At 72.9% G+C, this 13845-nt stretch carries 16 protein-coding genes; 7 read left to right on the top strand and 9 right to left on the bottom strand.

All coding sequences use genetic code 11. The annotated features are described in order from the left end of the window. Nucleotides 1-75 precede the first annotated feature (75 nt). Entirely contained in the window at nucleotides 76-1221 is a 1146-nt protein-coding gene (locus ET989_RS07195) for an acyl-CoA dehydrogenase family protein (RefSeq protein ID WP_131167875.1), read from the top strand. Between the two features lie 30 nt (nucleotides 1222-1251). Here the strand turns inward: ET989_RS07195 and ET989_RS07200 are convergent, their stop codons facing one another. From ET989_RS07200 to ET989_RS07215, 4 genes are all read right to left on the bottom strand, one after another. After that, the gene (locus ET989_RS07200) at nucleotides 1252-1596 is read right to left on the bottom strand and encodes a GNAT family N-acetyltransferase (protein WP_131167876.1); all 345 of its coding nucleotides are present in this window, start codon (nucleotides 1594-1596) and stop codon (nucleotides 1252-1254) included. Beyond that, nucleotides 1593-2258: an SIMPL domain-containing protein gene (locus ET989_RS07205; RefSeq protein ID WP_131167877.1), complete on the bottom strand. Its 666-nt coding sequence runs from the start codon at nucleotides 2256-2258 to the stop codon at nucleotides 1593-1595. Before ET989_RS07205 ends, ET989_RS07200 begins: the two co-directional genes overlap by 4 nt. Nucleotides 2259-2412: 154 nt before the next feature. Further along, nucleotides 2413-3075, bottom strand: coding sequence for a response regulator (locus tag ET989_RS07210; RefSeq protein ID WP_206662261.1), 663 nt, complete (start codon nucleotides 3073-3075; stop codon nucleotides 2413-2415). Continuing rightward, nucleotides 3072-4250: a sensor histidine kinase gene (locus ET989_RS07215; RefSeq protein ID WP_165490080.1), complete on the bottom strand. Its 1179-nt coding sequence runs from the start codon at nucleotides 4248-4250 to the stop codon at nucleotides 3072-3074. The genes ET989_RS07210 and ET989_RS07215 overlap by 4 nt, the downstream gene beginning before the upstream one ends. Before the next feature lie 143 nt (nucleotides 4251-4393). Here ET989_RS07215 and ET989_RS07220 point away from each other — a divergent pair, with 143 nt between their 5' ends. Together ET989_RS07220 and ET989_RS07225 are read left to right on the top strand one after the other, a co-directional pair. Continuing rightward, entirely contained in the window at nucleotides 4394-4747 is a 354-nt protein-coding gene (locus tag ET989_RS07220) for an SHOCT domain-containing protein (protein ID WP_131167879.1), read from the top strand. 5 nt (nucleotides 4748-4752) lie between these two features. Then, nucleotides 4753-4974: a hypothetical protein gene (locus ET989_RS07225; RefSeq protein WP_131167880.1), complete on the top strand. Its 222-nt coding sequence runs from the start codon at nucleotides 4753-4755 to the stop codon at nucleotides 4972-4974. A gap of 212 nt (nucleotides 4975-5186) precedes the next feature. Here the strand turns inward: ET989_RS07225 and mgrA are convergent, their stop codons facing one another. Further along, nucleotides 5187-6221: an L-glyceraldehyde 3-phosphate reductase gene (gene mgrA, locus ET989_RS07230; RefSeq protein ID WP_131167881.1), complete on the bottom strand. Its 1035-nt coding sequence runs from the start codon at nucleotides 6219-6221 to the stop codon at nucleotides 5187-5189. A gap of 53 nt (nucleotides 6222-6274) precedes the next feature. After that, nucleotides 6275-6424 (bottom strand): hypothetical protein, encoded by a 150-nt coding sequence (locus ET989_RS07235; protein WP_206662262.1) that lies wholly within the window; start codon nucleotides 6422-6424, stop codon nucleotides 6275-6277. Nucleotides 6425-6562: 138 nt separating this feature from the next. Here ET989_RS07235 and ET989_RS14885 point away from each other — a divergent pair, with 138 nt between their 5' ends. Genes ET989_RS14885 through ET989_RS07245 form a run of 3 tightly spaced genes read left to right on the top strand, consistent with a single transcriptional unit; the run spans nucleotide 6563 to nucleotide 8812 of the window. Then, nucleotides 6563-6766: a hypothetical protein gene (locus ET989_RS14885; RefSeq protein WP_165490076.1), complete on the top strand. Its 204-nt coding sequence runs from the start codon at nucleotides 6563-6565 to the stop codon at nucleotides 6764-6766. Beyond that, on the top strand, nucleotides 6759-7688 hold the full coding sequence (locus ET989_RS07240; protein ID WP_241656254.1) for an NAD(P)H-dependent flavin oxidoreductase: 930 nt from the start codon (nucleotides 6759-6761) through the stop codon (nucleotides 7686-7688). Before ET989_RS14885 ends, ET989_RS07240 begins: the two co-directional genes overlap by 8 nt. Beyond that, nucleotides 7685-8812: a trans-sulfuration enzyme family protein gene (locus ET989_RS07245; protein WP_131167882.1), complete on the top strand. Its 1128-nt coding sequence runs from the start codon at nucleotides 7685-7687 to the stop codon at nucleotides 8810-8812. Before ET989_RS07240 ends, ET989_RS07245 begins: the two co-directional genes overlap by 4 nt. Before the next feature lie 160 nt (nucleotides 8813-8972). On the opposite strand, the gene ET989_RS07250 is transcribed toward ET989_RS07245, so the two are convergent. Beyond that, complete coding sequence (locus ET989_RS07250; protein WP_131167883.1) at nucleotides 8973-10259, bottom strand: thymidine phosphorylase; 1287 nt, start codon at nucleotides 10257-10259, stop codon at nucleotides 8973-8975. Nucleotides 10260-10440: 181 nt separating this feature from the next. Here ET989_RS07250 and ET989_RS07255 point away from each other — a divergent pair, with 181 nt between their 5' ends. Then, nucleotides 10441-11427, top strand: coding sequence for a pirin family protein (locus tag ET989_RS07255; RefSeq protein WP_131167884.1), 987 nt, complete (start codon nucleotides 10441-10443; stop codon nucleotides 11425-11427). A gap of 645 nt (nucleotides 11428-12072) precedes the next feature. Here the strand turns inward: ET989_RS07255 and ET989_RS07260 are convergent. Together ET989_RS07260 and ET989_RS15545 are read right to left on the bottom strand one after the other, a co-directional pair. Beyond that, nucleotides 12073-13566: an ATP-dependent DNA ligase gene (locus ET989_RS07260; protein ID WP_338324531.1), complete on the bottom strand. Its 1494-nt coding sequence runs from the start codon at nucleotides 13564-13566 to the stop codon at nucleotides 12073-12075. Further along, nucleotides 13563-13769, bottom strand: a complete 207-nt coding sequence (locus tag ET989_RS15545; protein WP_165490077.1) for a hypothetical protein — start codon at nucleotides 13767-13769, stop codon at nucleotides 13563-13565. The genes ET989_RS07260 and ET989_RS15545 overlap by 4 nt, the downstream gene beginning before the upstream one ends. Nucleotides 13770-13845: the final 76 nt, after the last annotated feature.

Below are 13845 nucleotides of genomic sequence, written 5' to 3' on the forward strand. Positions count from 1 at the left end.
CATCAGCGACCGGCACCAGGTAGGAGCCCTCGCTGCGGTGCAGCCTAAGGTGGCGACGAGACCGAGAGGAACGCCATGACCTTCCTGACCGATGACCTGCTGGCACGCGTCCACGAGCGTGCGCCCGAGGTCGACGCCACCAACACCTTCCCGGACGCCGACCTGGCCGAGCTGCGCGACGCCGGCTACCTCGCCGCCTTCGTCCCCACCGAGTTCGGCGGCGGCGGGCTCACCCTGGAGGAGGTCTGCGCCGAGCAGACCCGGCTCGCGAAGGCGTCCCCCGCGACGGCGTTGGGCATCAACATGCACCAGATCATCGTCGGTGTGGGCCGCCACCTCGTCGCCCGGGAAGTGACCGCGGGGGAGCGGATCCTGCGCGAGGCGGCGTCCGGGGAGGTCTTCGGGTTCGCGATCAGCGAGCCGGGCAACGACCTGGTGCTGTTCGGGTCGATCACCGACGCGCGCCCGGACGGGTCGGGCGGCTACACGTTCCACGGCCAGAAGGTGTTCACGTCGCTGGCCCCGGTCTGGACGCGCCTCCTCACCTTCGGAGCCGACCGCACCGACCCGGACGCCGTGCGCAACGTCTTCGCGGTGCTCACCCGGGACGCCGGCGGCTTCGAGATCGCCGACGACTGGGACACCCTCGGCATGCGCGGCACGCAGTCCAACTCGACGAAGCTGGTCGGCGCCCCTGCCCCGGCCGACCGCGTCCTGCAGGTCGTCGACCCGGGTCCGTCGCTGGAGCCGATCGTGTTCGGCATCTTCGCCCACTTCGAGGCGCTGCTCGCCGCCACCTACCTCGGGCTGGGCCAGCGGGCCATCGAGGTCGCCGCGGAGCACGTGAAGAAGCGTCGCTCGGTGAAGAACGACGACGTCTACGCCAACGACCCGGACATCCGCTGGCGTCTGGCGGGCGCGGCGATCCGGATGAACTCGGCCGCCGCCGAGGTCACGCTCATCGCGCGCGAGCTCGACGAGGGCCGCGAGTACGGCATGCTGTGGCTGCCCAAGCTGAGCGCGGCGAAGAACGCCGCGGCCGAGGCGTCCCTGCACGCGGTCGACCAGTCGATCCGCGCGTGCGGCGGGTCGTCGTACTCCAACAGCCACGAGCTGTCCCGCCTGCACCGCGACGTGCTGGCGGGGCTGTTCCAGCCGTCCGACCAGGAGTCACTGCACGGCGCCTGGGCGAACGTGGTGCTGGGCCCGGTCGCCCGCTGAGGCACCCGAGGGGCTCTCGGCGGGGCGGTGTCAGCCGGTGGGGGTGCTTGACGGCTTCGACGGGTCGTAGACGAGGTCGGCGTAGTCGGGGTGGCGCTCGATCCACTCGTCCACGAATGAGCACAGGGGGAGCACCGTCTTGCCCTGGTCGCGGACGTGGTCCAGGGTGGCCCGGACGAGCTTGCTGCCCAACCCCGTGCCCTCCCAGCGGGGCTTCACCTCTGTGTGGTGGAACACCACGAGCTGCGAGGTCTCCTCATACGTCGTCCAGCCCAGCACGGTCCGGCCGTCGCGCACCTCGAAGCGCCGCCGCTCGGGGTTCTCGACCACCTCGACGCGTTCGAGGTCGACGTCGCGGCGGCTGGGCCACCTCATCGGTGAGCCTCGAACCGCGCGTGCACGACGGCTTCGCCGCGGACGTCCTCGGGGGCCAGCCCACCGCCGCCTCCGGCGTCCTCCTTGAACGACATCCGCATCGCGCCGGACGCCACGGGCACCGGGCCGCCGGGCGGCTCAGCCGCGAGAAGGCCGGGGTCGGCGACCTCCTGGATCTCGATGTCCCGCCAGCCGGCCGCCTGCGCGATGGCAAGCGCGCGTCCGCGGGCCTCCTCGACCGCGCGGGTGAGCGCGGCGGCCTCGGTGGCCGTGCGGGTGGCGTCCGTCAGCGCCCACTCGACGTGCGTCACCTGGACGCCGTCGTGTTCGGCCCACCGGGTGGTCGCCTCGGCCATGGCGGTGAAGTCGCGGAACTTGGCCTTGAGGTTGGCACTCGCCCCGAAGCGTGGCGTCATGGGCTGGCCGTCGGGGCCCCACGGGCGCCACGAGCGGGTGACCAACGGGCCCACGCTGTACCAGGTGAGGGGGGCGTCCGACCCCTGCCGGAGGCGGTGCAGGTCGCGGCCCAGCGCGTCCACCACCTCGGCCGCCGACCGGCTCGTGGCGGCGCGGTCGTCGCCCTCGAGGTCCACGAGCAGGTGCACCGTGCCACGCTCAGGCGCGATCGACCAGGCGTGGCTTCCGACGACCGTGATGCGCATGACTACACCTTTCGTCCAGAGGTGGCTGGGTTCGGCGACGTTCGTTGCCCTTGATTCCGGTTTCCCGACGGTGCCCCGGGAGCGGCCCTAGCGCCAGACTAGTCTCACGAAGCGAAACTCATGAGGACGAGGCTGGAGCGGCGACTGGGAGCCGTCAGGCGAGCCCGTTGCGGTGGGCGATCACGACAAGCTGGGCGCGGTCGCGCGCGCCCAGCTTGAGCAGGATGTGGCTGACGTGCGTCCGTGCGGTCGCCTTCGAGATGAACAGCCGCTCGGCCAGCTCGTCGTTGTTGAGCCCCTCCGCGACCAGCTCGAGCACCTCGCGCTCCCGTTCGGTGAGGTCGTCCAGGCCCGGGTGACGAGGGGACGCCGTGGGTGTCCGTCGCTGCCCCGCGAACGTGCTGATCACCCGGCGCGTCACCGTGGGGGAGAGCAGCCCCTCGCCGGACGCCGCCGCCCGGATGGCGCGCACGATGTCGTCGGGGTCGGCGTCCTTGACGAGGAACCCGGACGCCCCCGCCTCCAGGGCCGCGAACACGTACTCGTCGAGCTCGAACGTCGTCAGCATGACCACGTGGGTGCCGGCCAGGTCGGGGTCGGCGGCGATGGTGCGCAGGGCGGTGAGCCCGTCGGTGCCGGGCATCCGGATGTCCATGAGCACCACGTCGGGCCGGTGCGCGCGTGCGGCCGCCACCGCTTCGTCGCCGTCGGCGGCCTCGCCCACCACGGTGAGGCCGGGCTCGGCCGCGACGAGGGCGCGCAGCCCCATCCGGACCAGGGCCTGGTCGTCGGTGATCAGCACGGTGATGTCGGTCACGGTCGCTCCCGGGTGGGCAGGTGGGCACGGACGAGGAAGCGATCACCCTCGGGCCCGGCGACGAGGGTGCCGCCGAGCGCCCCGACCCTCTCGCGCATGCCGCGCAGGCCGCCGCCCTCCGGTCCGGGGTGGGCCTGCGGGGCCAGCGGGTTGGTGACGGTGATGTCGAGACCGTGGGGCGTCCGCTCGGCGGCGACGGCGACGAGTGTGCCCGGCGCGTGCCGGATCGCGTTCGTGAGCGCCTCCTGCACCACGCGGTAGGCGGCGGCCTGCGCGGCGGCGCCGATGCCCGTGGCGTCCGGCAGTGGGGCCAGGTCGACCCGGACGCCCCCCGCCCGGACCTCGTCCACCAGGGCCGGGACCGCGGCGAGGCTGGGTGCGGGCGCCAGCGGGCCGGCGTCGTCGCCGCGGAAGGCGCCGAGGGTGTGGCGGAGTTCGGCGAGGGCGTCCTTCGACGACGTGCGGATCGCCTCGAGCGAGGTGCGCGCCTGGCCCGGGTCGGCGTCCAGCACGCGCAGGGCGACGCCGGACTGCAGGGAGATCATCGACAGCGAGTGGCCGACGACGTCGTGGATCTCGCGGGCGAGCCGCAGCCGCTCCTCGGACGCCGCGCGCTCGACCGCCTCGGCCTGCTCGCGGGCCCGGGTCTGGCGCCGGCCGATGGCGAGCGCCACGAGCAGCGTGGGGATGAGCACCCACGCGAACTGGGTGCCGATCGAGGACCACATGCGCCAGTCGGTCAGGCCGAGGCCCGGGGCGTCCCACCATGTGGCCCAGAGGGCCACCAGGAGCAGGGGCAGCCACGCTGCGGCGCGGTTGAGCCCGCGGGCGCGCAGCAGGCCCAAAGAGAGCACGAGGGCGGGCACGAATCCGCCGAACGAGGGGCCGCCGAACGCGCCGTGCACGACGAGGCCGGCCACGCCGAGGAGGAAGCCCGGCAGAGGGCGGCGGTGCAGGAGCAGGATGCCCGCCACGACGGCGGCGATCGACGCGATGGCGGGAGCGGCGAAGGCCGCGTAGGCCTCGGGCGGGGGCGGCTCCATGGGCATCGGCGTCGGCTCGGTGCGCCACGACGCATCGCCGTAGTGCTGGGCGAAGGGGGCCACGCGCCAGGCGAACGCGAGCGCGACCGCCGAGCCGACGGCCCCGGCCACGGTGCGCACGCGTCGGTCCATGCGTCGAAGGCTACGACCTCGCCGGGGCGCCGGCATCCGCCTGCGTACGTAGGGCCGGGTACGTCGGGGTGCGTACGTGGGGCCGGGTGAGGTTCATCGCCGGGGCCGATGGACGCGACGCCCCGCCGGCGTTCGATGGAGCCATGAACGAAGCACTGCTCCCCCTGCACGTGACCGTCGTCGGCGGCCACTTCCTGCCCGGTCTCCTGGCCCTGATCCTCTGGATCGTCCTGTTCAAGGTGTTCTTCCGTCGCGGTGGCCTCGGGCCCGTCCGCTGGGACCCTCGCCGGCGTGCCGGCGAGGAGGGGTCGGCGGGCCGCCCCCGCCACGGCTTCGGCCCCGGTGCCGCCGGGCACCGCCCCCCGTGGACGCAGCCGTCGCCCGAGGAGGCGGCCCTGGCGACGCTGGCCGAGCGGCTGGCGTCCGGTGACATCACGCCCGACGAGTACCTCGAGCGCTCCAGCGCTCTGCGCGAGACCCGGGACCGGGGGGAGTGAGCGCCATGTGGATCATCGCCCTGGTGGCGTTCGTGGTGGTGCTCTCCCGCGTCGGGCGCATCGGCCCCTTCGCCTGGGACCCGGCCTGGCGCACCCGTCGTGCGGCCCTGTGCGCGCCGGCGTCTCCGTCGGACCAGGCCGAACGCATCCTGGCCCGCCGCCTCGCCGACGGTGACCTCACCGTCGACGACTACTACGAGCGGCTGAGCCTGATCCAAGCCCGCTGAACCGCCGAGGACTCGTGGTCGTGTAGACGACCACGAGTCCTCGGCGGTAGTTAGGGGAGTCCTCGGCGAAACGGGGTCAGCGCAGGTCCTTGAGGTTGGCCGTGGCGATCCACACCGACCGCTCGGCGCGCAACACTCCCTCGGTGATCACGCGCCGGTGCAGTTCCTCACCCGACAACCAGTCGACCCCCACGAACCCGGACGCCCCGCCCTCAGCCCCTGCTCTGCCGCGCGCCGCGCCACAGGTCGATGCCGCCGTCGACGGCGTGCTCGTCGATGGCCTCCAGTTCCGCGTCGGTGAACGTGAGGTTGTCCAGCGCGCCCAGGTTGTCGAGCAGCTGTTCGGGGCGCGAGGCGCCGATCAGCACCGACGTCACCCGCTCGTCTCGCAGGCCCCACGCCAAGGCCATCTGGGCGAGGGACTGCCCGCGCCCGGCCGCGATGTCGTTGAGCGCGCGGATGTGTCCCAGCGCCTCGTCCGACAGCAACTCCGCACCCAACGACTTGCCCTGCGAGGCTCGCGAGTCGGCCGGCACGCCGTCGAGATAGCGCGAGGTGAGCATGCCCTGGGCCAACGGCGAGAACGCGATGCAGCCCGCCCCGGCGTCCCCCAGCACGTCGAGCAGGCCGTCGTTCTCGATCCAGCGGTTGAGCATCGAGTAGCTGGGTTGGTGGATGAGCAGCGGCGTCCCCAGGTCGTTCAGGATGCGCACCGCCTGCTCGGTCAGCGCCGACGAGTACGACGAGATGCCGACGTACAGTGCGCGCCCGGAGCGGACGATGTGGTCGAGCGCCCCCATGGTCTCCTCCAGGGGCGTGTCCGGGTCGGGGCGGTGGTGATAGAAGATGTCGACGTAGTCCAGGCCCATCCGCTTCAGCGACTGGTCGCAGGACGCAATGAGGTACTTCCGCGAGCCGCCAACGCCGCCGTAGGGGCCAGGCCACATGTTCCACCCGGCCTTGGACGAGATCACCAGCTCGTCGCGCAACCCCGAGAACGACTCGCGCAGGTGGCGTCCGAAGTTGGTCTCGGCAGACCCGTTGGGAGGGCCGTAGTTGTTGGCCAGGTCGAAGTGCGTGACGCCGCGGTCGAACGCCGTCTCGAGGATCGCCCGCTGCCGCTCGAACGGCACGTCGTCGCCGAAGTTGTGCCACAACCCCAGGCTCACCGCGGGCAGCTTCAGCCCCGACCTCCCGATCGGGCGGTACTGCATGGTGTCGTAGCGGTCGTCGGCCGGTCGGTACATGGATGAGCCCCCAAGTTGGTAGAAGGGTCCATTCTGTCACCCGGACGCGGGCGTCAGTCCTCGCGCGCCTCACGCGTGGCCTTCTCGTCGTTGGCCCTGTGTAGCGCCTCGACGAGCTCCACTTTGGTCATGCGTGAGCGCCCCTTCACGTCGAGCCGGCGGGCCAGCCCGAGCAGGTGCTCCTTGGTGGCGTTGGCGTCCACGCCACCCGCCGACTCGCCACCCGACCGGGGTCGACGGCAGCTCGGACCTCCTCGCCGAGCCGTCCTTGTTCGTCTTCGGCATGGTCCCTCCTTCCCGGTGACCCTACGCTGGCACCACCGATCAGACGAGGGGGGACGATGGCACGATCGCTCGAGCAGAACATGGGGCCGGAGGCACTGACACGCGCTACCGGGCGCGACCACGAGCAGTGGCCTCAGCTGCTGACCGGAGCGAGCGGCGTCCCGGGCACGCTCACCTGCGAGAAGCCGCCCTCGGCCGAGGCCGCCGTCCTCGCCCGCGCCGAACTCTCCGACACCCTCACCGAGGCGCGTCGTGGCTGACCGGATGTCCGCCCTCGACGGGCTGCGCCTGCCCGTGGTGGCCGCACCCCTGTTCCTGGTGTCGACACCCGAGCTGGTCGTCGCGTGCTGCAAGGCCGGGGTGGTGGGCTCGTTCCCGGCCCTCAACCTGCGCACCACCGAGGACCTCGACACCTGGCTGACCACCATCACCGATCAGCTCGAACCCGACGACGCCCCGTTCGCGGTCAACCTGATCGTCCACTCCTCCAACGGGCGGATTCGCGACGACCTGGCCGTGCTGGCCCGTCACCGCGTCCCGATCGTCATCACGTCGCTGGGCGCGGCCGCCGAGGTCGTGGACGCCGTGCATGGCTGGGGCGGCATCGTCCTGCACGATGTCACCAACGAGCGGCACGCCCGCAAGGCCGCCGCGGCCGGGGTCGACGGGCTGATCCTCGTCGCCGCGGGCGCCGGTGGGCACGCCGGGGACACCAACCCGTTCGCGCTGGTCGCAGCCGTGCGGCCGTGGTTCGACGGGCTCGTGCTGCTGGCAGGCGCGCTCTCCACCGGCGCGGACGTCGCCGCCGCCCGCGCGCTCGGCGCGGACGCCGCCTACATCGGCACGCGCTTCGTCGCCACCGTGGAGTCGGGGGCGTCCGAGGCGTACAAGGGCATGGTCGTCGAGGCCGAGCCGCACGACATCGTCTACACGCCCTCGGTCAGCACCATCCCGGCCAACTTCCTGCGCGCGTCGCTGGCCGCCGCGGGCCTCGACCCGGACGCCCCGACCGGACCTGTTGACCTGGGGCACGTCACCAACCCGAGCGAGGCCGACGCCAAGGCTTGGCGGGACATCTGGTCCGCCGGGCACGGCGTCGCCGCCATCGTGGACGTTCCGCACGTCGCCGAGCTCGTCGAGCGGATGGCCTCCGAGTACGAGCAGGCGCGGGGCCGGGTGTGACCGGCCACGCCGACGGGCTCGCGCCCGAGACCCGCGCGGTCGCGCTCGGCCGCCCCCCGCGGACGCCCGGCTCGGCGGTCAACCCGCCGGTCGAGCTGACCAGCACCCACGTCACGCCCGGCGACTTCGCCGACGGCGTCCCGATCTACGGCCGCTACACAAACGCCACCTGGGCCGCCCTGGAGGAGGTGCTCGGCGGGCTGGAGCACGGCCGGGCGGTCACCTTCGCGTCCGGCATGGCGGCCGGCACGGCCCTGTTCGCGCTCGTGCCCCGGGGTGCCCGGGTCGTGATGGGGGAGACGTCGTACAACGCCATGCTCGCGTTGGCACGTGAACTCGACGCGGTGGGGGACCTGCGGCTCACCCTGGTCGACGTCGCCGACACGGACGCCGTGCGCGCGGCCCTGCCGGGGGCCGACTGGCTGCTGCTCGAGTCGCCGACCAACCCGCTGCTGGAGGTCGCCGACCTGCCCGCCCTCATCGCCGCTGCCCGGGACGCCGACGTCCGGGTGGGCGTCGACAACACCTTCGCCACGCCGCTGCTGCAGAACCCGCTCGACCTCGGGGCGGACGTCGTGCTGCACTCGGCGACCAAGTACCTCGCCGGCCACTCCGACGTGCTGCTCGGGGCGCTCGTCACCACTGACGACGCCCTGCACGAGCGTCTGGTCGACCACCGTACGCTGCGCGGGGCGATCCCCGGGCCTTTCGAGGCGTGGCTGGCGCTGCGCGGCGTCCGCACCCTCGGCGTCCGGCTGGCCCGCCAGCAGGAGACCGCCGCCGAGCTCGCCCGGCGCCTGGCCGAGCACCCGGCGGTGGCGCGCGTCCGCTACCCGGGGCTGCCCGACGACGCCGGCCACGCGGTCGCCGCCCGCACGATGCGCGGGTTCGGCGCGATGGTCGCCATCGAGCCCGTCGGGGGCCGGGAGGCGGCCACGGCCGTCACCCAGCGCGTCCGGCTGTGGACGCCGGCCACGAGCCTGGGCGGGGTGGAGTCGCTGATCGAGCGGCGGCGGCGCATCCCGTCGGAGCCGACCACGGTGCCCGAGGCGCTACTGCGCCTGTCGGTCGGCCTCGAGGACGTCGAGGACCTCTGGCGCGACCTCGACGCGGCCCTCGGGTGACGGGTCGGCGCAGCACGGGCGGGTGGGGCGCCACCCCCGGGTGTGCACTTCGAGGCGGCGATCCGCCCGCTGTGGCGCTAGTTCTGTGAGCTCGAACCGCACACCTGGCGGGCGGCGGGCGGCGCGGGCGAAGGCGCGGGCTGGCTGGTGGGCTGGCGTCTCAGGCGATCCGGTCGATCACGATCGGACGCCGTTCGACGGTCGTGCCCGGATCCGCCCACGTGAGGGCGCCCTCGAGCGCCTCGAACGCTCGCGGGAACTTGGCCTCGTCGGAGGTGTGCAGCGTCATGACGGCGTCGCCGGCGCGGACGGAGTCGCCCGGCTTGGCGTGCAGCTCGACGCCGGCGGCGAAGTCGACCGGGTCCTCCTTGCGGGCGCGCCCGGCGCCCAGGCGCCAGGCGGCGACGGCGATGCCCATCGCGTCCATGTCGGAAAGGACGCCGTTGGCCTCGGCGGTCACCGTGTGCGTGTGGGCGGCGACGGGCAGGTCGGCGTCCGGGTCGCCCCCCTGGGCGGCCACCATCCGCTTCCAGACGTCCATCGCCCGGCCGTCGGCGAGGGCGGCCTCCACGTCGGCGTCCGGCTGGCCGGCCGCGGCGAGCATCTCGCGGGCCAGCGCGACGGTGAGCTCGATGATGTCGGACGGCCCGCCGCCGGCGAGCACCTCGACCGACTCGCGCACTTCGAGCGCGTTGCCGACCGTCAGGCCCAGCGGCACGGACATGTCCGTGAGCAGCGCCACCGTCGTCAGGCCCGCGTCGGTGCCGAGGTCGACCATCGTGCGCGCCAACTCCCGGGCGCGCTCCTCGTCGCGCATGAACGCGCCCGCGCCGGTCTTCACGTCGAGCACCAGCGCGCCGGTGCCCTCGGCGATCTTCTTGCTCATGATCGAGCTCGCGATCAGCGGGATCGCCTCGACGGTCGCGGTGGTGTCGCGCAGGGCGTACAGCTTCTTGTCGGCCGGGGCCAGGCCCGCCCCCGCCGCACAGATCACGCCACCGACCTCGCGCAGGATCGTCATCATCTCGTCGTTGGACAGCGCCGCCCGCCAGCCGGGGATGGACTCCATCTTGTCCAGCGTCCCCCCGGTGTGGCCCAGGCCGCGGCCCGACAGCTGCGGCACCCGGACGCCGAACGCGGCGACCAGGGGCACCAGCGGCAGCGTGATCTTGTCGCCCACACCGCCTGTGGAGTGCTTGTCAGCGGTGGCGCCGAGCACGGTGAAGTCGAGGCGCTCGCCGGAGTTGATCATCGCGTTGGTCCAGCGGACGATCTCGCCGCGCTGCATCCCGTTGAGGAAGATCGCCATCGCCAGGGCCGACATCTGTTCGTCGGCGACGACCCCCCGGGTGTAGGCGTCCACCACCCAGTCGATCTGCTCGTCGGACAGCACGCCGCCGTCCCGCTTGGTCCGGATGACGTCAACAGCATCGAAGCGCTCAACCATGCGTGCCAGCCTAAGGGTTCCGTAGGCGCCGAATCCTCGACGGTGGAGGAGTGGGGCATGGACGACGAGCAGTTCGCGAAGATGCTGGACGCGCCGGGGTTCATCGTGGACCCCCGGTGGAGAGGAGGCGGCCACGGCGTCCGCCCTTGCGGCCGACGAGGCTGTGGCTGATGCTGGCCGGGTGAGCAACACCGAGACCCATCCCGACGTCCGGGTCTGCGAGCACGGGCACCAGCACCCGCCCACGCAGGTCGACACCTACCCGCCCAAGGACGTGCCCCTGGGCGGCGAGGACTCCCTGCGCGTGCGCCGCACCTTGCCGAACATGAGTCGATCCTTCGTCGGCGCGTGGTGCTTCATCGACCACTACGGTCCCGAGGAGGGGGCGTGCATGGACGTGCCGCCGCACCCGCACACCTCCCTCCAGACCGTGTCGTGGCTGTTCAGTGGCGAGATCGAGCACCGCGACTCCGGCGGCGTGCACGCGATGGTGCGCCCGGGCGAGGTGAACCTGATGACCTCCGGGTACGGCATCGCGCACTCGGAGGTCTCGGCCCACAGCCGGGCCGCGCTGCACGGCGTCCAGCTGTGGGTCGCCCTGCCGGAGCACAGCGCCGATCTCACGCGCGAGTTCCAGCACTTCGTGCCCGACGTGGACGCCCCCGCCCCCGGCGTCCGCGCACGCACGTTCATCGGACGCCTCGGGGACCAGCCCTCGCCCATCAACACCGTGACGCCACTGCTGGGGTCGCAGGTCATCCTGGAGCCCGGCGCCACGTGGGAGACGGCGGTCGACCCGGGCTTCGAGCACGGCGTCCTGGTGGACACGGGGTGTGTCGACTTCGACGGCGTCCGCCTCGACAACGCGGTGCTCGGCGTCCGCGACGCGGGGCTGGACCACCTGCGCCTGCACAATCCGACGGACGCCCCCGCCCGGCTCATGCTGCTGGGCGGCGAGCCTTTCGACGAGGGCATCGTGATGTGGTGGAACTTCATCGGCCGCAGCCACGACGACATCGTCCGGCTGCGCAAGGAATGGAACGACGCGCCGGAGGACCGCTTCGGCCGCGTGGACGGCTACCGCGGCTCCACGGCCCGCCTCAAGGCGCCCGCCCTGCCGTCCGACCTGCGACTCAAGCGCCGCTTCCGGCGCGGGCGGGAAACCTGAGCCCGAGGCTTGCTGGGCCTGGCGGGTAGTACGACACCCTGGGTGTGCACTTCGAGGCGGCGATCCGCCCGCTGTGGCGCTAGTTCTGTGAGCTCGAACCGCACACCTGGCGGGCGAGGACACCTGGCGGGCACGCACACCTGGCGGGCGAGGACACCTGGCTGGCGCGGCGCGGGACGGCTGGCTGGCGCGTCAGGCGATCCGGTCCGTCACGATCGGACGCCGTTCGACGGACGCGCCCGGATCCGCCCGAGTGAGTGAGGGCCTTCAAGATCGCCGATCACGGTTGGGTAACGATCCTACGGCGCGGTTGAGGGGTCGTTTCCGGGGTGGCGCGGCAAAGCAGGTGGTCAGGGCTCCGAAGGTAGCACTTTCGTCGCACATCGCAGGCCGTCTCCGCCTCATCCTTTTGGGGGAGAGGAGGCCTTCACGGGGACACGCCTCTGCGTTTCTGGGCGTCGTGAACAGTGCGAGGATGAGTCGAGTCGTCCCACCCCCGCGACAGTGCTTTCCCCCAGGAAGAGTCACATCAACTACGTACGGCCCGTCCCCCGACGGGCCGTACGCCTTTTCCACTGCTCGCACCGCCCTGAAGCACGCACTTTCGCGGTCGGCCCCCGACCTCGGGCGAGAGCCGAACTGCGCTCAGAACAGGGCGAGGACCGTCTCCAGAGTGTCCGCCTGGCTGGCGGTCTTGTCGTCGCGGTAGCGCACCACCCGCGCGAAGCGCAGGGCGACGCCACCGGGGTAGCGCGTCGAGCGCTGCAGGCCGTCGAAGGCGATCTCGACGACCTGCTCGGGGCGGACGAACACCACGTGCCCCTCGCGGTGGGTCTCCAGCGCGAGGAACCGTCCGGTCTGCCAGCGCAGCATCTCGTCGGTCATGCCCTTGAAGGTCTTGCCGAGCATCACGAACCCGCCGGCCCCATCACGCGCCCCCAGGTGGATGTTGGACAGCCAGCCCCGGCGGCGTCCCGACCCCCACTCGACGGCCAGCACCACCAGGTCGAGCGTGTGGACGGGCTTGACCTTGACCCAGGCCGAGCCGCGGCGTCCGGCGTCGTAGGGGGCGTCGACGTCCTTGACCACGACGCCCTCATGGCCCTGGACGAGCACGTGGTCGGTGAAGGCCTGCGCGACGGCGGGCTGGTCGGTGACCGTGCGCTGCACCATGTGCCGGGCGGGCACCCGCTCGGCCAGCCGCGCCAGACGCTCGGACAGTGGCAGGTCCAGCAAGGGTTCGCCGTCGAGCAGCAGCGCGTCGAAGAAGTAGGGCGTCAGCCCGCCCGCGGCGCCCGAGGCGGTGTCCTGGAAGAGGCGGGGGCGCCCGTCGGCGTCCAGCGCGAGGGCCTCGCCGTCGGCGATGAGGGTGTCGGCGTCGATGGCGCGCACGACGTCGGCCACCGCGGGGAACCGCTCGGTCACCTCGTCGAGCGAGCGCGTGTAAAGACGCACCTCGTCACCGCGTTTGTGGGCCTGGATGCGGATGCCGTCGAGCTTGGCCTCCACCGCCACCGGACGCCCGGGTGCGGCCTTCTCCAGCGCGTCGGCGACAGTCGGGGCGGACGCCGCGAGCATCGGCAGCACGGGGGTGAAGACCCGCACCCGGTACACGGCCAAGCCCTCGGCCCCCTCGGTCAGCGCCGTGAGCGCGACGGCGGGGATCGACCCGGCCAGCATGGCGGCACGCCGCACCTCGGCCAGCGCCACTCCGGCCGCCTTCGCGATCGCTTCGACGAGCAGTCCGGCGAGCGCGCCCTGCCGAAGGTCCCCGGTGACCAGGGCCGCGAGGTAGCGCTGCTCGCGCTCGGTCGCCCGCCCGAGCAGGTCGGCCAGGGCCTCGGTGCGCGCGGCCTGCGAGCCCGGGCCGGACAGGGTGGCCAGGTGGGCGAGGGCGGCGTCCACTTCCAGCACGGTCAGCGTGGGGTCGGACGCCGCGGGAGCCGGCGTGGCGAATGCGCGCCAGCCGACGCCGGTGCGCCGCTGGCGGATCGCCCCGCCCAGGTAGGTGGCGGCCACCTCGACCTCGGCGGCGTCCGCACGGCCGAGCACCTCGGCGAGGTGCGCGACCTTCTGCGAGCGCGACCGGGTCGCGGCGACCCGCTCGGAGGCCTGGGCCAGATCGTCGAGGAGGATCAGAGTTCCGGCGCCCCGTCCGAGTCCTCCTCGCGGACGGCGACCTTCTCCTCGTCCGCGGGGCGGTCGAGGGGGCTGACGTCGGCGTCCGAGGGAACCTGGGTGTCGGCGACCGAGTCGCCGTCGATGCGGGGGGCGTAGTCGCCGGCAGCCGAGCCGGTGAGGTTGTCGCGCAGTTCGTCGAGTGGGCCGGTGGAGTCGGTCATGGTTCCTCCTGCGGTGGATGTGCCCCCAAGTCTGCACGCTCGCCGCAGCGCCCGCCATGGCTGTGAAAGCTCATCC

Origin of the sequence: Propioniciclava sinopodophylli, from assembly GCF_004324755.1 — a bacterium.
GTDB lineage: Bacteria > Actinomycetota > Actinomycetes > Propionibacteriales > Propionibacteriaceae > Propioniciclava > Propioniciclava sinopodophylli.